Origin of the sequence: Fibrobacter sp., from assembly GCA_024399065.1 — a bacterium.
In the GTDB taxonomy this organism is placed as follows: domain Bacteria; phylum Fibrobacterota; class Fibrobacteria; order Fibrobacterales; family Fibrobacteraceae; genus Fibrobacter.
The window spans coordinates 1-19,488 of the sequence record JAKSIB010000028.1 but is presented as its reverse complement, the minus strand read 5'-3'; the positions used below and the strand labels follow the sequence as shown (position 1 = coordinate 19,488).

The 19,488-nt window shown below is 51.2% G+C and carries 17 protein-coding genes; 9 read left to right on the top strand and 8 right to left on the bottom strand.

What is annotated here, in order from left to right; genetic code table 11:
- Positions 1–80: 80 nt before the first annotated feature.
- The gene (gene rpmF / locus MJZ25_12370; GenBank protein MCQ2124967.1) at positions 81–266 is read right to left on the bottom strand and encodes a 50S ribosomal protein L32; all 186 of its coding nucleotides are present in this window, start codon (positions 264–266) and stop codon (positions 81–83) included.
- Positions 267–268: 2 nt separating this feature from the next.
- Positions 269–796: a DUF177 domain-containing protein gene (locus MJZ25_12365; protein MCQ2124966.1), complete on the bottom strand. Its 528-nt coding sequence runs from the start codon at positions 794–796 to the stop codon at positions 269–271.
- Positions 797–868: 72 nt separating this feature from the next.
- On the opposite strand from MJZ25_12365, the gene MJZ25_12360 reads away from it, so the two are divergent.
- The 5 genes from MJZ25_12360 (at position 869) to MJZ25_12340 (ending at position 9,860) form a co-directional block, all read left to right on the top strand.
- On the top strand, positions 869–2,620 hold the full coding sequence (locus MJZ25_12360) for an alpha-glucosidase (GenBank protein MCQ2124965.1): 1,752 nt from the start codon (positions 869–871) through the stop codon (positions 2,618–2,620).
- Between the two features lie 113 nt (positions 2,621–2,733).
- Positions 2,734–4,524 (top strand): glycoside hydrolase family 9 protein, encoded by a 1,791-nt coding sequence (locus MJZ25_12355; protein ID MCQ2124964.1) that lies wholly within the window; start codon positions 2,734–2,736, stop codon positions 4,522–4,524.
- Positions 4,525–4,679: 155 nt separating this feature from the next.
- Positions 4,680–5,816, top strand: a complete 1,137-nt coding sequence (locus tag MJZ25_12350; GenBank protein MCQ2124963.1) for a glycosyltransferase — start codon at positions 4,680–4,682, stop codon at positions 5,814–5,816.
- 3 nt (positions 5,817–5,819) lie between these two features.
- Positions 5,820–8,417, top strand: a complete 2,598-nt coding sequence (locus MJZ25_12345) for a DNA topoisomerase III (GenBank protein ID MCQ2124962.1) — start codon at positions 5,820–5,822, stop codon at positions 8,415–8,417.
- A gap of 168 nt (positions 8,418–8,585) precedes the next feature.
- Positions 8,586–9,860 (top strand): hypothetical protein, encoded by a 1,275-nt coding sequence (locus MJZ25_12340; protein ID MCQ2124961.1) that lies wholly within the window; start codon positions 8,586–8,588, stop codon positions 9,858–9,860.
- On the opposite strand, the gene MJZ25_12335 is transcribed toward MJZ25_12340, so the two are convergent.
- The 3 genes from MJZ25_12335 to MJZ25_12325 all read right to left on the bottom strand — a co-directional run bounded on the left by MJZ25_12335 (position 9,857) and on the right by MJZ25_12325 (position 12,234).
- Positions 9,857–10,417 carry a 3'-5' exonuclease gene (locus MJZ25_12335; GenBank protein MCQ2124960.1) on the bottom strand — a complete coding sequence of 187 codons (561 nt, stop codon included), beginning with the start codon at positions 10,415–10,417 and terminating at the stop codon, positions 9,857–9,859. The genes MJZ25_12340 and MJZ25_12335 overlap by 4 nt on opposite strands.
- The gene (locus MJZ25_12330) at positions 10,417–10,986 is read right to left on the bottom strand and encodes a hypothetical protein (GenBank protein ID MCQ2124959.1); all 570 of its coding nucleotides are present in this window, start codon (positions 10,984–10,986) and stop codon (positions 10,417–10,419) included. Before MJZ25_12330 ends, MJZ25_12335 begins: the two co-directional genes overlap by 1 nt.
- A 117-nt stretch (positions 10,987–11,103) precedes the next feature.
- Positions 11,104–12,234 carry an adenosylhomocysteinase gene (locus MJZ25_12325; GenBank protein ID MCQ2124958.1) on the bottom strand — a complete coding sequence of 377 codons (1,131 nt, stop codon included), beginning with the start codon at positions 12,232–12,234 and terminating at the stop codon, positions 11,104–11,106.
- Between the two features lie 110 nt (positions 12,235–12,344).
- Here MJZ25_12325 and sstT point away from each other — a divergent pair, with 110 nt between their 5' ends.
- The 3 genes from sstT (at position 12,345) to MJZ25_12310 (ending at position 15,812) form a co-directional block, all read left to right on the top strand.
- Positions 12,345–13,565 (top strand): serine/threonine transporter SstT, encoded by a 1,221-nt coding sequence (gene sstT / locus MJZ25_12320; GenBank protein ID MCQ2124957.1) that lies wholly within the window; start codon positions 12,345–12,347, stop codon positions 13,563–13,565.
- A 218-nt stretch (positions 13,566–13,783) separates the two neighbouring features.
- Entirely contained in the window at positions 13,784–15,214 is a 1,431-nt protein-coding gene (locus MJZ25_12315; GenBank protein MCQ2124956.1) for an alpha-amylase family glycosyl hydrolase, read from the top strand.
- Positions 15,215–15,245: 31 nt separating this feature from the next.
- Complete coding sequence (locus tag MJZ25_12310) at positions 15,246–15,812, top strand: TetR/AcrR family transcriptional regulator (protein ID MCQ2124955.1); 567 nt, start codon at positions 15,246–15,248, stop codon at positions 15,810–15,812.
- A 66-nt stretch (positions 15,813–15,878) separates the two neighbouring features.
- Here the strand turns inward: MJZ25_12310 and MJZ25_12305 are convergent, their stop codons facing one another.
- From MJZ25_12305 to MJZ25_12295, 3 genes are all read right to left on the bottom strand, one after another.
- Complete coding sequence (locus MJZ25_12305) at positions 15,879–16,742, bottom strand: hypothetical protein (GenBank protein ID MCQ2124954.1); 864 nt, start codon at positions 16,740–16,742, stop codon at positions 15,879–15,881.
- Positions 16,743–16,789: 47 nt separating this feature from the next.
- Complete coding sequence (locus tag MJZ25_12300) at positions 16,790–17,962, bottom strand: hypothetical protein (GenBank protein MCQ2124953.1); 1,173 nt, start codon at positions 17,960–17,962, stop codon at positions 16,790–16,792.
- A gap of 108 nt (positions 17,963–18,070) precedes the next feature.
- Entirely contained in the window at positions 18,071–18,745 is a 675-nt protein-coding gene (locus MJZ25_12295; GenBank protein MCQ2124952.1) for a hypothetical protein, read from the bottom strand.
- 86 nt (positions 18,746–18,831) lie between these two features.
- On the opposite strand from MJZ25_12295, the gene MJZ25_12290 reads away from it, so the two are divergent.
- A partial coding sequence (locus MJZ25_12290) for a class I tRNA ligase family protein (GenBank protein MCQ2124951.1) occupies positions 18,832–19,488 on the top strand: 657 nt, incomplete at its 3' end.

Genomic DNA, 19,488 nt, shown 5'->3' with positions numbered 1-19,488 from the left:
TTGACCCTTATAAAAGGTCCCTTAGAGAAAAAAAGGTAAGCTCCGGGCGCACCAGAGCTTACCTTAATATACACTAAAAATTAGGCTTCGGCCTTCATGTCGATAACTTCGACACCATTGTAGAAACCGCAAACCGGGCACACGCGGTGCGGGCGCTTCACGGAACCGCAATGATCGCAAGTAGCCATAGCGGGCACTTCCATCTTCCAGTGGGTACGACGCTTGTCACGACGAGCGGTGGAAGTTTTTCTTTTAGGTACTGCCATTTTTAACTCCTGTTTTCCATTTTGCTCTTAAGAGCTTTGAGTTTTTCCCAGCGGGGATCCAAGGGCTTTTCGCCATCGGCTTCCTCTTCTGGCTTGTTGTTTGTTACAAAGATAAAATCTTCGTCGGGATTTTTCACGGGTGCCTGCGGTTCTTGCAGTATAATTAGCTCACGAACGCACTCGGAAACGTCAACGAAGTACTGCCCCTGGGGGATCTTGAACGCGTAGACGTCGACGTCTTCGTCGTCCAGTTCCTGTTTTTGCACCTGAGTACGTTCAACTTCGACCACGATTTCAGTGGAGAAGGGTCGGTCAAACGGCTCCAAGGTGCGGGAGCAGGTCAGCGTTTGCACGCCGGAGATCGTACCAGTCACAAGCCACTTGTTGTCGCCTTCGGGGCTAACCAGCACCTGAGCTACCAGATCGCCCTTTAGGTGCAGTTCGTCGAAGATTTCAGGGGCATCGGCATGGGACCAGACCACCTGGCGGTCTTCGGGTTCAGTCAGTGTTTGTGCAATATCGAATCTCAAAGTGGCTCAAATTTAGTAAAAACCCGTTTTTGAGTCAATATAGGTCCATAATGTTCATAGATTTAGGTCACTATGTGTGAAAATCGGACAAATTTCAAGGAATCGGGCAAGGGCTGCGCAGACAAGAATCGCGCGGACTGGTGGAAGAAGACCATCGCCTACGAAATCTACCCCAGCAGTTTCCAGGATTCCAACGGCGACGGCATCGGCGACTTGAACGGAATCGCAAGCCGACTACCCTACCTGGAGTCCTTGGGGGTGGGCGCCCTGTGGCTCACCCCGGTGTACGCCTCCCCCATGGTGGATAACGGCTACGACGTGTCCGACTTTTACGACATCAACCCTATTTTCGGCACCATGGACCACATGGACAACCTGATCCGGGAGGCGGACCGCCACAGTATCAAGATCGTGATGGACCTGGTATTCAACCATACCTCCGACCAATGCAAGTGGTTTTTAGAATCTAGATCCAGTCAAACAAATCCAAAAAGCGACTGGTACATTTGGCGCGACCCCCGCTTTGTGAAAGATGAAGCTACCGGCGAACTGCGCAGGTGTCCGCCCAACAACTGGCGTGGAATTTTCGGAGGCTCGGTGTGGGAATGGTGCGAAGAGCGAGGCCAGTACTACATGCACACCTTTGCGACCGCTCAGCCGGACTTAAACTGGGAATGTGCCGAGGTTCGTCGGGCCCTTTACGACATCGCCAACTTCTGGATCAAGAAGGGCGTTGGCGGGTTCAGGATTGACGCCATCCCCTACATCAAGAAACCACAGGATTTTGGGGATGGCGAACCGGACGCGGGAGACGGTCTTGTCAGCGTCCACACCATGACTGTTAACACGCCAGGCATTTTGGATTTTCTTTACGAGTTCAAGAAGAACGTTACCGACGGCAAGAACGTATTCACCGTAGCGGAAGCCAACGGTGTGGGGCCCGATGATCTAAAGTACTGGGTAGGAGAAAACGGCGCCTTCGATATGTTGTTTGAATTCAGTCATTTGCACGACGTAGAACTTTGGTGCAAGCCGGGGCCCTTCGGAATCATGGACTTCAAGAAAGCCCTAATCGCAAGTCAGAAGGCCACCGCCACCAACGGCTGGTATCCCGTATTCTTTGAGAACCACGACAAGCCCCGCTGCATCAACAACTACTTCTCCCCAGACGCAGACCCAGTGCTGGCAGCCAAAGCCATGGGCACATTGATGTTCACTTTGCGAGGAACCCCGTTCCTCTATCAAGGCCAGGAACTGGGAATGACCAACGTGAAATGGGATTCCATCGACACGTACAACGAAGTCAATTCCAAGGCTCAGTACAAGTTTGCATTGGAAGAAGGTTTCAGCCCGACGCAGGCACTGGAATTCGTCCACCTTTTCAGCCGCGACAACGCCCGCACCCCCATGCAATGGGACTCAAGCGCAAACGCAGGTTTTACCACAGGCAAGCCATGGCTTCCCGTCAATGAAAACTACACTAGCATCAATGTGGAAAGCGAAACTAACGACAGTTTGTCTGTATTGAATTGGTACAAGAAACTTATCCAATTGCGAGCTGAAAATCCGTCTCTTATGAACGGACGTTTCGAAGCCTTGATTCCTGAGCACACTCAAATTTTTGCATACAAAAGAACTTGCGAAAGCCGGTCCTGGACAATCCTTGTGAACATGTCGGAAACCGAAGCTACGTTCGACAAATCATTGATCCAAAATCACAGCCTCCAAATTTCCAGCATTGAGTGCTGTTCACCTTCGAAAAAATCCAACGCTACCGAAGGTTCTCTATTGCCCCTAGAAGCCGTAATTCTCAAGTCTGTTTAGATAAAGTTACACACTTTCAAAAACCTCCTGAATTTATCTCAGGGGTTTCCGGAATGCCTTAAGAAATAAGGTAATTTTGGCTCATTGGTGTTTGGTCCAAAACGGAGATACCTATGAATTTTAAAAAGCTTTTTATGGCAGGCCTCGCATGCTTCGGTCTCGCTGCAACAGACTCCCTTGCAGCACTTAGCACCGACGACTACGTTGAAGCAGCCTGGATGACAACACGCTTTTACGGCGCACAGCGTTCCGGCCAGGGTCCGAACTGGCTCGCTTTCGGCACAAACTACACTACCAGTTTCACAAAGGACAACTACCAGGGCAAGGATGTTTCCGGCGGTTGGTTCGACTGCGGCGACCACGTGATGTACGGTCAGTCCCAGGGTTTCTCTTCCTACGTTCTCGCACTGTCCTACGCAGAATTCACCGAAGGTTTCTATGACCTTTATACCGGTGATTATTCCGACTACAAGGCAGCAAACGACTACAGCCGTAAGAGCGGTAAGCCCAATAAGGTTCGCGACCTTTTGGAAGAACTCCGTTACGAAGCCGATTTCTGGGTAAAGGCAGCCATCAGTTCCAGCGCTTTCGTCACCGTCAAGGGCGACGGTAACGCAGACCACACCAAGTGGGTGACCCCGGGTAAGATGAGCACCCTCGGCTCTGGCGAAGGCGGCGAATCCCGTTCCATTACCGGTAATGCAAACGACAGCTTCACTCCGGGTATGGCATCCGCAATGCTGGCTGTGATGGCCCGTATCGACCCTGACGAATCCAACCGTACCAAGTACCTGGCTGCAGCAAAGACCGCTTACGCTTACTCCAAGAGCCACAGTGGCATCACCAACTCCTCCGGTTTCTACGAATCCTCCTGGTGGGGTGGCAGAACCACCGATGGCGTATTCCTCGCCGCATTGGAACTCTACCGTACCACGAAGGACGAAACCTACAAGTCTGACGCAAAGAGCCTCTTCGACAAGATTGAATTCATGAAAGGTAGCGACACCCGCTTGAACTATGCCAACGCAGTTCCCCTTTCCGTCGTGATGGGTCAGTGGGTTCTCGACCTGTCTCCTGGTGGACAGTACCGCGACGCATTGCTGCTTCTTGACCATATCTACTCTGGTTACGAAAAGAACAGCGGCGACATCTTTATGCGTGAAACCGGTGGTGGCGGAAGCTTCTCCGTACGCACCCCGTCCGGTGGCGCATTCCTTTACGCCCTTTATGCAAAGCTCTCTGGCGACACCGACTACGATGACGCTATTGAAAAGAACATCGCCTACTTGCTGGGCGACAACGGCAACAAGAAGTCCTACGTGGTCGGCTTTACCCGCAACAGCGCCAAGGCTCCCACATCCCCGCACCATCGTGGCTACTACGCCAACGAAAACCCGGACATGGACGTGAATTCCGGTTTCAACGTTCCTGAAAAGAACAAGTTGCTGGGCGGCATGATTGCAGGCGCCTTCAGCGATGGCAACCACAGCGGTGACAAGTCCCAGTGGAACGTGAACGAAGTCTGCGTAGATTTGAACGCCCCCTTGGTTGGCGCACTTGGTTACATCTTGAGCAAGAAGGCTCCGAAGACCGACGTGGATCTCGGTATCAAGGAAGCTGAAAAGCCGGCAGACACCACCAAGAAGGACTCTCCGTCCACCATCATTCCGGAAATCGTCAAGCGCAGTTCCTTCTCCATGAGCCAGAGCGGCATGGACTTGTCCATCGTCAATGCAAAGAACCAAGGTTTCAAGGTTCAGGTGTTCGACATGCTGGGCAACAAGGTCCAGGAAGTTATCAGCACCGAAGGCCGCGCAAGCTTCACCTTGAAAGCCAAGGGTGTTCTCCATGTGAAGGTTACCTCCGGCCTCGCCCAGAGGACCTTCACCGTAAAGGCTCTGTAATAAGAACTTCTTACATATATATTAAGAGACCCGACCTAACCGGCCGGGCCTTCTTTTTTAGTAAACATTTGTGCAGATTATTTTAAAAATCCCGTGCATTTTTCACTGTCACGTTTTTTGAGCCCTAGAAACTTGAACTACATTTGCTGCGGAAAATGTTTTTTGACGTCGTAACATATATAGTCATTGCGCTGCTTGTGGCGTCCGGCCTGTTCTACTTCGGGCTGGTCCTCCGCTTTTTCTTTGTATTGGGAAAAGTGCGTGCTGGCAATAGCGACGTCACCCCCGCTCCCAAGGTAAGTATCCTCATTGCCGCTCGAAACGAGGCGGAAGGAATCCGAGCCTGTCTTGACTCCGTCATGGCACAGGACTACGACGGCTTCTGGGAAGTCTGGGTGGCAGACGACCGCAGTGACGACGACACCCCAAAAATCCTTGCTGAATACGCCGAACGCTATCCGGATAATTTCCACGTCTTGACCATCAAGGAAATTCCCGAAGGTGTAAGCCCCAAAAAGCATGCCCTTAGCCGCATGATCGAAGTTTGCGACGGTGACATCCTCTGCCTTACCGACGCCGACTGCATTGTAAAGCCCACCTGGATTTCGGGTACCGTCCGCGAATTCGAACCGGGCATCGAAATGGTAGCCGGTCACTCCTACATTCCCACCACCCCGGGCAAGGAAAGCGCACTGATTTTCCTCCAGGCTGTGGAAACCATGATTTACCGCGTGGCAGGAACCGCAGGCATCGCCATGCACCTGCCCCTCACCAGCACCGGCAACAACCTTTCCTACCGCAAGACCTTCTTCAAGAACGTAAACGGTTTTGATAACGTCATCAAGCTGCAAAGCGGTGACGACGACCTGCTGATGCAAAAGTTGGCCAAGGAACGTCCCTGGGCAATGCGCTACTGCGTAACCGAAGAAACCTTTGTTACCACCAGCGGAAAAGACACTTTGAAGGGACTGTGGGAACAGCGCAAACGCTGGGCCTCCACCACGATCCACTACACACCGAAAATTGTGTTCGTCCTGTCCATGATTTTCCTGTTCCTTGCCATGCAGTGCATCGCAACCATCCTTTCTCCCTTCAGTTTTGAAATTTTCATGGCCACAGCCATTGTCTTCGCACTCAAGTGCGTAGGCGACTTCGTTTTAATAGTCCGCGGGCTCAAGGTGTTCAAACAGCCGCACCTCCTCAAGTGGTGTATTCCTGTAGAACTCCTTATCGCCCCCTTCACCGTGCTAGCCGTTATTTTCGGTCTGCTCGGAAAATTCAAATGGAAATAGCAGATGGCAACTACTACTAAGTCTAAAACTACTACAGCAAAGGCTACTACCGCCAAGGCAAAGACTGCAACCGCAGCCAAGGCCACAAAGGCAACGGCCACTAAGGCCACAAAAGCCGCCAAGCCCGCTGTTGAAGGCAAGACCCTCATTATCGCCGAAAAGCCCAGCGTCGCCCTGGACCTGGTAAAAGTCCTCGGTCAAAAGTCCTTTACCAAGGGTAACGGAGTCTATGAAAGCGACACCACCATCGTGAGCCACGCCATCGGCCACCTGGTTGAAATCGCCGATCCCAAGGAAATCGATGAACGCTACAAGAAATGGGAAATGAGCACTCTTCCCATGTTGCCGGAAAAGTTCCCCTTGTCCGCAAACCCGCAGACCAAGGCCCAGCTTTCCATCTTGAGCAAGCTGATCAAGCGCAAGGACGTAACCACCATCGTGAACGCATGCGATGCTGGCCGCGAAGGTGAATTGATTTTCTTCTACATCCTGGACTACGTTCTGAAGGGCAAGTTTACAGGCAAGACCATCAAGCGTCTGTGGATGCAGAGTATGACCCCTGCCGCCATCCAGGAAGCATTTGACAATATGCGCGACGGCGCCGACATGGAAAACCTGAAGGCAGCCGCCATTTGCCGTTCTGAGGCAGACTGGCTTATCGGCATGAACGGTAGCCGCGGCCTTACCGCCTACAATAGCTCCATGGGCGGTTTCCAGATTACCCCCTGCGGCCGTGTGCAGACCCCGACCCTCGCCATCATCGTGAACCGCGAAGAAGAACGCCACCAGTTCGTTCCCAAGAAGTTCTGGACGGTGGAAGCGGAATTCGACAACGAAGGCAGCACCTACGCCGGTAAGTGGTTTACCACCGAAGGCGACAGCAAGCAGAAGCAGATTTTTGACGAAAAGCGTGTTCAGGACATCCTCAAGAAGGTGAAGGGCAAAGCCGGCACCATCCAGGAGACCACCGCTCCCAGTTTTCAGAAGTGCGGTCCGTTGTACGACCTGACCACCCTTCAGCGTGAAGCCAACAACCGTTTCGGCTTTAGCGCAAAGACTACCCTTTCTATCGCCCAGGCCCTGTACGAACGCCACAAGGCAACCACCTATCCGCGTACCGACAGCAAGTGCCTCCCCGAAGACTACGTGGGCACCGTAAAGTCCACCATGGGCAAGATTACCGGCAGCCTCAGCACCTTCGCCCAGGCAGCCCTCAACAACAACTGGATCGTCAAGACTCCCAAGGTCTTTGACAACTCCAAGATTTCGGACCACTTTGCCATTATCCCCACCGGCGTCATGCCCACGGATTTGACCGAAGCGGAACAGAAAATCTTCACCATGATCTGCCAGCGCTTTATCGCCGTGTTCTATCCGCCTGCAAAGTACCTGAACACCACCCGCGTCACCACCGTGGAAAAGGAAACCTTCCTCACCGAAGGCAAGATTCTGGTGGAACCCGGTTTCAAGGCTGTTTACGGCAAGGATTCCGATGATGAATCCAACATCCCGCAGCTGAAGGGCGACAAGGCCAAGAACGTGGAAATCGAAGCCAAGGAAGACTTTACCAAGCCTCCTGCACACTACACCGAAAGCACCCTCCTCTCCATGATGGAAAGTGCCGGTAAGCTGGTGGAAGAGGGCGAACTCCGCGACGCCATGAAGGAACGCGGCCTTGGTACTCCGGCTACCCGTGCAGCTATTATTGAAAAACTGGTCACCGACAAGTACGTGGTCCGCGACGGCAAGGACATGATCCCCACCGCCAAGGCATTCGACCTCATCAAGGTGCTGAAGGCCATGGACATCGAAGCCCTCACCAGCCCGGAACTGACCGGCGAATGGGAATACAAGATGGAGCAGATTGAAAAGGGTAAGGAAACCCGCGAAAGCTTCATGAACGGCATCGTGGAAATGACCAAGACCATGGTGAAGAACATCAAGGGCTTCAAGGAAGAAAGTACTACAGGCGAAGCAAGCTTCAGCCCGGTGAACGGCAAGAAGGTCATGGAAACCGTTAGCCGCTACACTACCGAAGACGGGATCGTGATCCGCAAGATGATTGGCGGTAAACGTCTTTCCGATGAAGAAATTGTCGAACTCTTGACCAACAGAAAGATTGGCCCTCTCGCTGGTTTCCGCAGCAAGAAGGGCGCCGAATTCTCCGCCGTGGTCATAATCAACGACCAGAACAAGATTGAATTTGTCTTTGACGACAACCGCGACGGCGCCGAAGTAGAATTGGGCGAACAGGTTGGCGTGTCCCCGCTGGATGGAGCACCGGTGTTCGAAACATTGACCGGCTACGTCAGCGATTCCTATGTGAAGAAAGAACCTAGCGGCCTGCAGTTGCCGAAGATTCTTTTGGGCAAGGAAATTCCTCTGGACGCCATCAAGACCATGCTTTCCGGCGTGGGCGTTAAGACAGAACTCATCAAGGGCTTCCGCAGCAACAAGACTCACCGCACCTTCGACGCATTCCTCTATGTGGACAAGAGCGGCAAGCTGAAGTTCGATTTCCCGCCTCGCGAATTCAAGCCGAGACGCTGGGGCGCCAAGAAGTCCGCCGCAAAGAGCAGTGCCGAAGATTACGTGCCTTAGGAGGTTCGAGGCTCCAGGTGTCAGGTTCGAGGTTCATGGCCTAAGGCCAGGACCCGGGTTAAAGTGACGGATGGTTGGGAGGCCACAAGAAATCACTGACTAGCGAAAGGTTTGATGTTTAGGTTTAGGTTTACAAGCGCTTTTTTTACCGCACTGACTTTGTTCAGTGTGGTTTTTGCGCAGGAGCTCACCGACCTTTCCGCATTGGAAAGTGCCATCGCAGAAGTAAAGCCAGACAATGGAAGCGATGTTTCTGCAGAGATTGCAGCAGAATCAGCAACTGAGCCAGCCGCGACAGCAGCCGAATGCGACGTTTCTCAGAATCCGTATAATCTTCCCTGCGAACTGATGCCCCTCTGGGAAAAGCTGAGCATCAAGCAGAAGGCCGCCCAGATGGTGATGGTCTACATGACTCCCGCAGATTTCATGATCAAGAATGAATTCGGCGGATATCTCGTCATGAAGAACCACCTCAAGAAACTGGACAACTTCCAGGAAAATTTGAAGACCGTCAATAGCACCATGATCATCCCGCCCATTGTGGCCGTGGACCAGGAAGGCGGTTTAGTCAATCGAGTTTCCGCAATCAATCCCAAATGGGAACGCACACCTAGCGCAAAATCTATGCGCAAGATGACCAACGAGAAGGTGGAAAACATCGGCCGTAAAATCGGAGCCGCCATGAAGGAAGTTGGCATCAACGTGAACCTGGCTCCCGTTCTTGATCCGTCCAAAGATAGCCGAGGCAAGAATTCCTTTATGGAAGAATCCGACCGCTCCTGGGGCGCAGACACCACTAATGCAAATAAAGTAAGGTCCTTTGTGGACGGCATGCGTCAAAGCGGAATCGTCTGCGTTTCGAAGCATTTCCCTGGTTACGATTCCTGGACCAACAGCGACCATCAAATCGCCATCAGCGCAACGCCTAAGGCCAAGATCCAGAAGAACGTTGAATTTTTCAAGGCGCTGTCAAACGACATTCCCATCACCATGATGAGCAGCGTGCGATTCGTTCGCATTTCCAACAGGCCGGCGGTTTTTGAACCGAAGATTGTGCAGATGGCCCGCGATATGTCGCCAGAAACAGTGATCCTTACAGACGACCTCTGGGGAGTTTCCTTACGTGCATGGGTCAGCGGAACCGAGCGCGTAAAGGGAAAGAACTATCCCGCCAAGGATTTCAAGAAACTAGTCCTCACTGCGCTCACCGCAGGCAACGACATGTTCATGATCACCTTCCCCAGGAAGGCGGTAGACATGGTGAACATCTTGGCAAATCTTTCCAAACAAAGCGGCAAATACAAGCAGCGCGTTGAAGAATCCGCCGCACGTATTTTGAAGATGAAATACAAGTCAGGCATTCTCCAAGTGAAGAATGGAGACGCAATCGAAAGCGACGGCGAAGCTGGAAAAGCAAACGAAACCGCCGCCGCAGAAAACTAGAACATCACTAAGGTTTCTGCCTTGGTAATGTTTTTCACTTCTTTCTGGATTTTTTCTGCACCCGCCTTCTGCAAGGCAAGCTTCAACAATTCCGCCGCGGCCATTGCATCATCCAATGCACGATGATGATTAAAGTCCGGCAGTTCAAGAGACATAATCAAGTTATGCAAACTGTAGCTGGGAAGCCCCGGAAAAAAGCGACGGGAAAGCTTCACCGTACAGAGCCGCGGCGGGTCGTACTTAATAGCACAGCGCTTCAACTCCGCACGCATAAACTTGCTGTCAAACAGCACATTGTGGGCAACGAAAATCCTTCCCTGGAGAAGTTCCGCCACCTCCTCGGCAACAGCACTAAACTGCGGCTGGCCACGAACCATATCGTCGGTGATGCCAGTAAGATTTTGAATAAATTCAGGAATGGGCAGACCAGGATCCACAAGAGTCTGGTAAGTCTTTACCACTTCAAAATCATCCAACAAAACAATTCCGATCTCGATAATTCGACCGAGCTCGGCCTTTCCCCCTGTCGTTTCTAGATCAACAACAGCAAACTTCATTACTTTACCGGAATATCAAATTCCAAAGTCTGGCGACCAGTTTCGCTCACAACTTTAGCCTTCATTACCTTTGCTTTGGGGCGTGCATAAATGGGAACAACCATCAAGTTAGAAACGCCACGGTCTTCGCTAGCAGTTGCGTGATCATCACTATCGGTCTTTGTAAAAATCGGGTTCTTACCCGTATCGTAAATGGAGTAGGTCAATTCGCGAACGAAGCCCGGCTTGATCTGCTTGGTGGGCACCTGGAAATAAACGATACCTCCCTTAGGCACCTTGCGGAGGCTATCCTTAATTTCTTCTTCAGTAGCAAAGTCCGCTTCCATGGCCATGCGCACATCTTTCTTGATGCGATCAACACTTTCGTACTTGATGGAAATTTCGTACTTGGCATCTTCGGGAATTGCAGTGGGGCGCACATCACGAATCTTGGCGTTGTTCTGGTAATATTCCCAGCGGCCATTATCGTGAAGAATTACCGTAGAGCCGTTAGACGTGGTAGCAATGATATCATCAGCAAAGGAACAAACCATCAAAAAAGCAACGAGACAAAGAATTCTTTTCAACATACACACTCCCATTCTTCTTTCCCAAATATAGTCCAAAACCATCCTAAAAAATGGACTCCCTACTATAAAAAGTTTTTTATAATAAGGCGCAAAATCCATTCCCTTTGTAATAAAAAATTACCTCAGCATATCGCAAATTTCAGGGCCGATAACACCGTGCTGAATGGTAGTCATCAACAGCAACTGTTCCAAATCCCCTGCCGGGTCCTTAACCCCAGAGAACGGGAAACCCACCATGCACTGCGCAGATTCCTGAAGCAAGCGTTCCCCCAAGGCAGCATGCAGTGCAAGGCTGGTGTCGATGTACTTCAAGTGAGTCGGCTCTTCCAGCAAGAAGTTCAGCGGAGCCTTCTTGTTCAGCACACGATTGGCGGGGACCATTTCTCCGAACTCATCTTCTACACCCATGTTGGCCACCACAATTCGCGGATTATCCAGAATTGCGGAAACCGCCGCGAGGCTCAAAGCCCCCTTGACTCCTGTTGCAGTCACCACATAGTCCGCAGAGGAAACTATCGCAGAAACAGAAGTGTCGTTCTTGCAATCCACAATTTGCACTTCATTGTTTTCCAGCACATGGCAGAAATCAGAACCCGCATTTCTTCGAGTTGTATCCGTAATTGTGCAGACATTCATTCCGCGACGGACACCCTGAAGAGCAATGCCACAACCAACCTTTCCACTACCGAACACCACCAGGCTCTTGCCCTCGTAACCCAAGGTATTGAAACCAAGCTGGTCCAAGGCACGGAAGCAACCTTCGCCAGTACCAAGGGTAGTTTCGATTCTTTTCACGATACCGCTATCGGCCACATAAACCGGATAGGGAGACTTTTCATAGAACTGGACACCGGAGCGAGTGAGTTCCACAAAACCCACGTGAGGGTTGCAGAAACTGAACTGACCTGCACAATCCAGGATCAAGTCGAAATCATCTTCCACCGCGCCGGACTTTACGTCCCTATCGCTAATGACGGGAACGCCATTTTCCTTGAGCATGTTCACAATGGACGGATCGCAAGGCATGCTGGCACCATCGCCGGAACCTTCGGCCCTACCCACGATGAGTTCAGCACCGCCCGCAATCAAGGCGCGGTACTGCACCAAGGTGTTCCTGAAAATCGGAGTTGCTGCAAGAATCTTCAAGCCTTCAAAAGGTCTAGTTCTCACCCATTCATCAGAGAGTCTGGCCAAGGCAGGGTATTCGCGGGGCTCGTAAGCGTCATTGATGATTTCGTCAAAAAGCATAGCGCAAAGGTAGCAAATTGCACCAACATTGAACTGAGTACAACAATCAATAAGTACACAACCATTTCGTTCATACTATATTTTTTCCGCTCAACACAAAAGGATTCCCCATGAAACGTATTGTTAAAAAATGGATTGACACAAGTCTCATCATTCGCATCGTCATAGGTCTTGTACTTGGCGCCATCCTCGGGCTTCTCGCACCCCAATGTACAGGAATCGGAATTTTAGGAACGCTTTTCGTAGGCGCCTTGAAAGGAGCCGCTCCCATCCTGGTTTTTGCTCTGGTGGCAAGTTCCATCGCAGGCGCAGGCGAAGGTATCGGCAGCAGATTCCGCAAGGTAATCCTGCTTTATGTCATTAGCTCTATTGGTGCCGCAGCCTTGGCAGTCATGGGCAGCGAACTGTTCCCTGTCACCATGAAATTGACCGCTACCGCAGCAGAAGGTACCGCTCCCAGCGGAATCGGCGAAGTACTGACCAACCTGGTAAAGAACTGCGTGCAGAATCCCATCGCAGCTTTGGCCAACGCAAATTATATCGGAATCCTCTTCTGGTCTATCGTATTCGGCTTGGCTCTTAAGAAGCTTCCTGTAGATCACACCGTCACCGTCATTACCGACGCTTCTGCCGCCATTTCCCAGGTCATCCGCTGGATTATCCAGATGGCACCTTTCGGCATCCTTGGCCTGGTGTACTCCTCCGTGGCCGAAAATGGAATGAGCATCTTTGCAGACTACGGAAAGCTCCTGGGCCTGCTGGTGGGCTGTATGCTGGTTGTGGCTTTGGTGCTGAACCCCATCATCGTGGCCATCACCCTCCGCAAGAACCCCTATCCCCTGGTATTCCGCTGCCTTCGCGACAGTGGCGTTACCGCATTCTTCACTCGTAGTTCTGCCGCCAACGTTCCCGTGAACATGGCTCTTTGCGAACGCCTGGGTCTTGAAAGGGATTTCTACTCTGTTTCCATTCCTCTGGGTTGCACCATCAACATGTGCGGCGCCGCTGTGACCATTGCCGTCATGACTCTGGCCGTGGCAAACACCTTGGGCATCCATGTGGACCTTCCCACCGCTTGCATTCTCTGCGTCATGAGTGCCATTGGCGCTTGCGGAACTTCCGGTATCGCTGGCGGTTCCCTGTTCCTTATTCCCATGACCTGCTCTATCCTGGGCATTAGCGGAGACATTTCCATGCAGGCCGTAGCCGTGGGCTTTATCCTGGGCGTGGTACAAGACTCCATGGAAACCGCACTGAACTCCAGTAGCGACGTTATCTTCACCGCCACAGCGGAATATCACCACAGGAAAAAGAACGGTTTGAAGATTTAAGGTCTCGCGCAACGCAAGAAATTGATCATCGCAAAGCCTCCCGATTTTTCGGGAGGTTTTTCTTATTTGAAAGCGCCTTTTACGATGTCGGACCGCGCCCCTTAACGGCATTAGGGAAACGCCCCTTGACGGTATTAGAAGTTCCCCCTTGACAATATACCATCCGGTATACTAAATTTATTATACCGTTCGGTATATAACAAAAAAAGGAGAGCGTTATGAGACCCAACCACATTTACCATGTTTTCCCCTTGGGAGCACTGAAAGAAAGTGACTGGAGTGGTGATCACGCTGGATACTGGGGCACAAACAGCGCCGGGTTCAGGAATATCCGGGAGCTGACCAGCCTTATTCCCCACTTGCAGGGTCTTCGCGCCGACTCCATTCTCCTGGGTCCTATTTTCAAGAGCGAAACCCACGGCTACGACGTGACCGACATGTATCAGCTGGACCCCCGCCTGGGTAACAACGAAGATTTGAAGCAGATGGTTGTCAGTTTCCAGGCCGCAGGTTTCCACGTGTTCTTCGACGCCGTTTGGAACCATTCCTCCAGGCATCATTTTGCTTACCGCGACCTGCGGGAAAAGGGACGAAACTCCCCCTTCGCCGCCTGGTATCGCAACATTCAGTTTGACAAGCCCAACCTTTGCGGCGACCCCTTTACGGTGGACTGTTGGGCCGGTTTTCAGGAATTGCCGGCCTTCGATCTGCGAAATCCCGCGGTGGAATGGGAGTTGATCCATTGCGCAGAATACTGGATGGATGAATTCGGCATTGACGGAATCAGGATTGACGCGGCCCAAGATATGGACCTTGGTTTCTTGAAGCATCTGGCGGATGCTTGCCATAGGAAGCGCGCGGATTTTTGGATGATGGGAGAAGTGGTTTTCGGAGATCCTCGCCGATGGTTGGAGGCCGGCTTGAATTCTGTGACCAACTATCAGACTTATAAATCCTGCTGGAGTTCCATTAACGACGGGAACATGTTTGAACTGGCCTATAACCTGAACCAGCTTTTTGACGACAAGGGCGGAACTTGCAAGGGCGCGAGACTACAGCTCTTTAATGAGAACCACGACGTAAGCCGAATTTACACCACCTTGAAAAACAAGAGCGACAACTACGTTCAACATTTGCTGTTCTATACATTGCCCGGCGTGCCCACCCTCTATTATGGCGAAGAGTATGCTCTTGATGCAAAGAAAGGCGGATGCGACGATTGGAACCTTCGCCCACCCATGAGCAGTTTGGGCAGTGGCAAGTGCGCCGCAGGTCAAGAAAATCTTCTTTCTGAAATTCAGCATCTAGCCGGCGTGCGCCTTGATTCCGACGCCTTGCGAGATGGCGGCTACCAGCAGGAATTCGTACATTCCCAGCAGTTGGCCTTCTGGCGCACACACCCGAAGGGCGACGCGCTAGTGCTTGCAAACCTGCAGGATTCCCCGGTGCAATTTGAAATCGATTTGAAGAAGCATTACGGAAACCGGGGCGGTTCTTTAAACTGCGGCGGTTCTTTAAATTGCGGCGGGATCGCAAGTCATTGGCACGACTTGCTGAATTCGCAGACGAACATTACCACAAAAAACGGAAAATTGACGGTTCAAATTCCCGCCAAGTGGGGCTGCGTCCTTGTACCCAGCGGTACATAAAAGTATATTTGAAGCACAGCGCGAGTTCAGTATGAGTACAAAAGAAGTTCTATTACAGCAGGCATTGATCCTTTTCCGCAAGGAAGGCTACGACGCTACCGGCGTGCAGAAAGTGGCAGACGCCGCAGGCGTAGGCAAGCCCACGCTGTACCATTACTTCGGAAATAAGCGTGGCCTTTTGAACGCCGTACTCACAACGAATCTGGAAAGTTTCTGGACCGAGTTTGACGCCGCAACCGCATACAATCACGACATCGTCAAAACACTGGAAAGCATCGCCCGCGTATACTTCGATTTGGCCAAGCGCAATCCGGAATTCTACGCTTGGTTTTCCACCATGGTGGTAACACCCAACGAAGGCGACATCCACGACGAAGTGGCACCCCTCTACGAAAGACAACTTAACGCCTTGATGGAAGTTTTCCTTGCCGCAAGCAAAGATCACGGAAACATGAAAGGCCGCCACCAGCGTTACGCCTACTCTTTCCTAGGCGTCATCAACTCCAGCGTACAAGCCTACTTGAGTGGACTTATCAAACTGACGGACCGCGAAGCCTTCGACATCTGCCATCAGTTTATGTACGGCATCTTCTCGTAATTTTCCCCATTTCAAAAAACAAAAAAGTCCGCTTTTTGGCGGACATTTTTTTAGCGGTTTTTCTTTTTACTTATCCACGCTAATAAGCTGGGCAGGGCCGCGACCCGGTAACGGCTTAAAGATTTTCACAGAGGCCGCCAGCTCTTCGCCAAAGGCCTTCATTTGGCATTGGAAGATGTAATTCATTCCCGCCACAACCTGAGAAGAAACCGTAAACGGAGTCAAGTTCAAATAACCATAATCCTTAGTGGCTTCGGCAAACACAGCCAAGTCTTCTTCCGTGGGCTGGCGAGATTCGCCATATGCGCCTACGAAATTTTTCTCATCGGTTCCGGCGCGAACTGCAGTAATATGCTTTTCAACTTCGCCGGACAAATCTACTTCGGGATTGTTTGCGCGACGATTAGAAATACCGTAGGAAAGCACCACGTTGGCGTTGGGTTCCAACTGCTTCAATTCCTTAGCGCTGGCCAGGCGACCGCCGCTTCCGTAAGTGCAGAAAGGTACAAGCACCTTTCCGCTCAAGTCGTTGGAATCCAGGAAGGTGTACATAGGCGGGGCAAAGAAACCAAACATAATGGGAGCGCCCACATAGAGCGTATCGTAATTGGAAAGATCCTGCTTGGCGTTAGCGAGGGCGGGCCACTTCTTAGATTCTCGCTCAGCACGGACAGCGGTAATGGTGCTGTCGTAAGTGGAAGGATAAGGCGTTACAAGTTGCAGTTCAATGGCATCGGCACCCAGCTGCTTTGCAAATTCTTCGGCCACCTTCTTGGTGGTTCCCGTCTGTGAATAATAAATCACAGCATTTTTCTGCGCCTTTGCGGCAGGTTCCGCAGCAGTTTGATTCTGCGCGGTTTTCTGCTCATTGCAAGCGGTCATGCAAGCAGCCACCGCTACTGCACCAAATACACTTAAGAACTTTTTCATAAAACCCTCTGTTCTAATCACTAGACAATATAGGATTTTACTTATCCTTAAGACACGCCAAGCAACTTTTTTAATCCATTCACAACTCGCTCTTCGGTATCGCCATCGTTAGGCAAGCGAAGGCGAAGCATAAACTCGCGAACAGCCAAACGCACAATCCATTCCTCGCGTCCCGTATTTTCTGGGCAGCGAATTAATTCCTCATAGTTGAAAAATTCCTGACCGGCATTGGACTGGGTCATGATTTTCTTGTACTGTTCCTCAAAGAATTCCTTAAAGGTATTCGCTTCAAAGCCCACATTATCAGAAAGGCTCCGCTCCAACTTTTCAGACAGGTGAACAAAAGTCTTTTCCAGGAAATCTTCCTTGGATTCGCATTCCACATCATCAAAGTAATAACTCACTTCCTCGGAATCCACATAGGAAACACACAAGCCATTTTGCATATCCCGATAGTAGTAGGCCTTCAGCACCAATTTTCCTTCTTCGGTATAGCTCTTGGCAACATTGTTTTCCCAATGGGTAAAGACGGTGGGAACGCCATCCTCGTCGTAATAGTTGACGGGACCATCCTTGGCCGTACCCTTTTCGTAGAACATGCGGGTTCGCAACGTTCCATTTTCATGGTAGGTCAATTCCATGCCATCGGGCAGATCCCCGTTCATATCGATTTCCCTGGACTGCATACCATTCTCATGGTATTCCATCTTCTTGGAAACACACTCTTCCCCATCCACGTACAAATAGACGTTACACTTCAGGCCATCTTCGGACCAGTACTTGGCAAAGCCATCCAGCGTGCCAGCGTTGTAGAACATCTCGGAAGCAACGCGTCCATCCCCGAAGAACGTGCGATAAATTCCGTCATGGCTGGTATTGAACATACCGAACTCACGACGAAGACGGTTGTTCTTATCGTAACCGCGGCAACGTCCATTTTCCCAGTATTCGGTGTAATAAATGGAACCATCCGGATTCAGTATGGGAACAAAGCTGTCGATGACACGGCCCTTTCTATAAACATGGCGGCAAAGCCTCTGACCATTTTCATGGAGCAACTCATGGGGTCCCTCCAACAGACCATCCTGATAAAAGTATGTACCCCGCAAAGCGCCGGATTCATAAAATTCCCGGCCTTCCCCATGGCGCAAGCCTTCCTTCAGGGGACATTCAAAACGCAATTTGCCATTTTCATGATATCGTCTTTCTACATCGCTCATAGGAGCCTCCTCTTTTTGTACACATACAATGTACTTTTGAGAAGGTCCGCCGTGGTCGCCTGTTCAGCGACATCATTTTAGGCCATTTTTGAGGGCGGGTCAATGCTTTTAATTTTGTCTTCTGAAACCCTTCAGAAGCCCCACATTCAAAAAGAACTTGAAATCCATATCGGAATCAAAATTCTTGCTCAGACGAATACCCGCGTCAAAGAACATTCGGGTAATCTTTTTCTTGCTATCGTTATGGGTTGCCTGAGAATCCAGGTCCATGTAGTAGCGCACGCCAAGATCATCTTCGTAGGTAAAACTCTTCAGATGAAATCCTTCGGTAATAATCTGGGTCACCAGCCTATTCTTGTTCACAATGCCAAGGTTTCCGTTGGCAGTGAGGGGCCAATACACAGAGCCATTGGTTAGAAGCATGGGCACAATTACCGGCCACATAAACTTATGTGCCGATTCTTCATCCGCCGATCGCGAGGCTATTGCATACCATAAAAGGCCGTTAGCGCCCAGAACCAGATCCATCAGGGCATTGTCGGACACGGTTTGAAAATCGCCTGTAAAGGCAACCTGGAACGGCAAGGCTCCAAAGCCCACTTCCAATCCATTCGACACCGAGGGGAAAATCACCACCCTAAAATCCAGGTCAGCCACAGGGTTAAAGGAGGTAAAATTTTGGGCATAGCCGGCAGAAAAACTTACAGCACTGCCACCCTCGTTCAATTTACAAAGGGCGGACGCCGCAAGAATAAGGCATATGCAAAGTATCTTTTTTACCATTCAACCACCTAGGGCTTAATTTCCGGGTGCATCTACCTTGGAATTTACTATTTTTTCCGCCGAAAAATATTTAACCGGAGGCTCAAATGGCACTTCAATTCTACAACACCGCATCACGCAAGAAAGAACTGTTTACTCTTCCCGAAGGCGTTCCCGCCGTGCGTATGTACTGTTGTGGCCCTACGGTGTACCACTTCGCCCACATCGGCAACCTCCGCACCTACATTTTCGAAGACTTCCTGGTCCGCACCCTGAACTACTACGGCTACAAGGTCAACCACATCGTGAACATCACCGACGTGGGCCACTTGACCAGCGACGCCGACTCCGGTGATGACAAAATGGAAAAGGGCGCCGCACGCGAAGGCAAGTCCGTCTGGGACATCGCCAAGTTCTACACCGACGCCTTCATGGCCGACTGGCATCGTCTGAACATTCAGGAACCCACCCGCTGGACTCCTGCAACCCAGCACATCCAGGAACAGATTGACCTGGTGAAGACCCTCGAAGAAAAGGGCTTTACCTACCGTACTTCCGACGGCATCTACTTCGATAGCCTGAAGTTCCCCCGCTATGCCGACTTCGCCCGCCTTGACGTGGAAAACCTCCGCAAGGGTAGCCGTATCGACATGGGCGAAAAGCGCAACGCTACTGACTTCGCACTCTGGAAGTTCAGCCCCAAGGACAAGAAGCGCGCCATGGAATGGGATTCCCCCTGGGGCGTAGGCTTCCCGGGCTGGCAT

What these genes read in the sequence shown, in the direction of transcription:
- rpmF (MCQ2124967.1), bottom strand. Translation starts at nt 266, where the DNA reads ATGGCAGTACCTAAAAGAAAAACTTCCACCGCTCGTCGTGACAAGCGT.
- MJZ25_12360 (MCQ2124965.1), top strand. Translation starts at nt 869, where the DNA reads ATGTGTGAAAATCGGACAAATTTCAAGGAATCGGGCAAGGGCTGCGCA.
- MJZ25_12355 (MCQ2124964.1), top strand. Translation starts at nt 2,734, where the DNA reads ATGAATTTTAAAAAGCTTTTTATGGCAGGCCTCGCATGCTTCGGTCTC.
- MJZ25_12350 (MCQ2124963.1), top strand. Translation starts at nt 4,680, where the DNA reads ATGTTTTTTGACGTCGTAACATATATAGTCATTGCGCTGCTTGTGGCG.
- MJZ25_12345 (MCQ2124962.1), top strand. Translation starts at nt 5,820, where the DNA reads ATGGCAACTACTACTAAGTCTAAAACTACTACAGCAAAGGCTACTACC.
- MJZ25_12335 (MCQ2124960.1), bottom strand. Translation starts at nt 10,417, where the DNA reads ATGAAGTTTGCTGTTGTTGATCTAGAAACGACAGGGGGAAAGGCCGAG.
- MJZ25_12330 (MCQ2124959.1), bottom strand. Translation starts at nt 10,986, where the DNA reads ATGTTGAAAAGAATTCTTTGTCTCGTTGCTTTTTTGATGGTTTGTTCC.
- MJZ25_12325 (MCQ2124958.1), bottom strand. Translation starts at nt 12,234, where the DNA reads ATGCTTTTTGACGAAATCATCAATGACGCTTACGAGCCCCGCGAATAC.
- sstT (MCQ2124957.1), top strand. Translation starts at nt 12,345, where the DNA reads ATGAAACGTATTGTTAAAAAATGGATTGACACAAGTCTCATCATTCGC.
- MJZ25_12315 (MCQ2124956.1), top strand. Translation starts at nt 13,784, where the DNA reads ATGAGACCCAACCACATTTACCATGTTTTCCCCTTGGGAGCACTGAAA.
- MJZ25_12310 (MCQ2124955.1), top strand. Translation starts at nt 15,246, where the DNA reads ATGAGTACAAAAGAAGTTCTATTACAGCAGGCATTGATCCTTTTCCGC.
- MJZ25_12305 (MCQ2124954.1), bottom strand. Translation starts at nt 16,742, where the DNA reads ATGAAAAAGTTCTTAAGTGTATTTGGTGCAGTAGCGGTGGCTGCTTGC.
- MJZ25_12300 (MCQ2124953.1), bottom strand. Translation starts at nt 17,962, where the DNA reads ATGAGCGATGTAGAAAGACGATATCATGAAAATGGCAAATTGCGTTTT.
- MJZ25_12295 (MCQ2124952.1), bottom strand. Translation starts at nt 18,745, where the DNA reads ATGGTAAAAAAGATACTTTGCATATGCCTTATTCTTGCGGCGTCCGCC.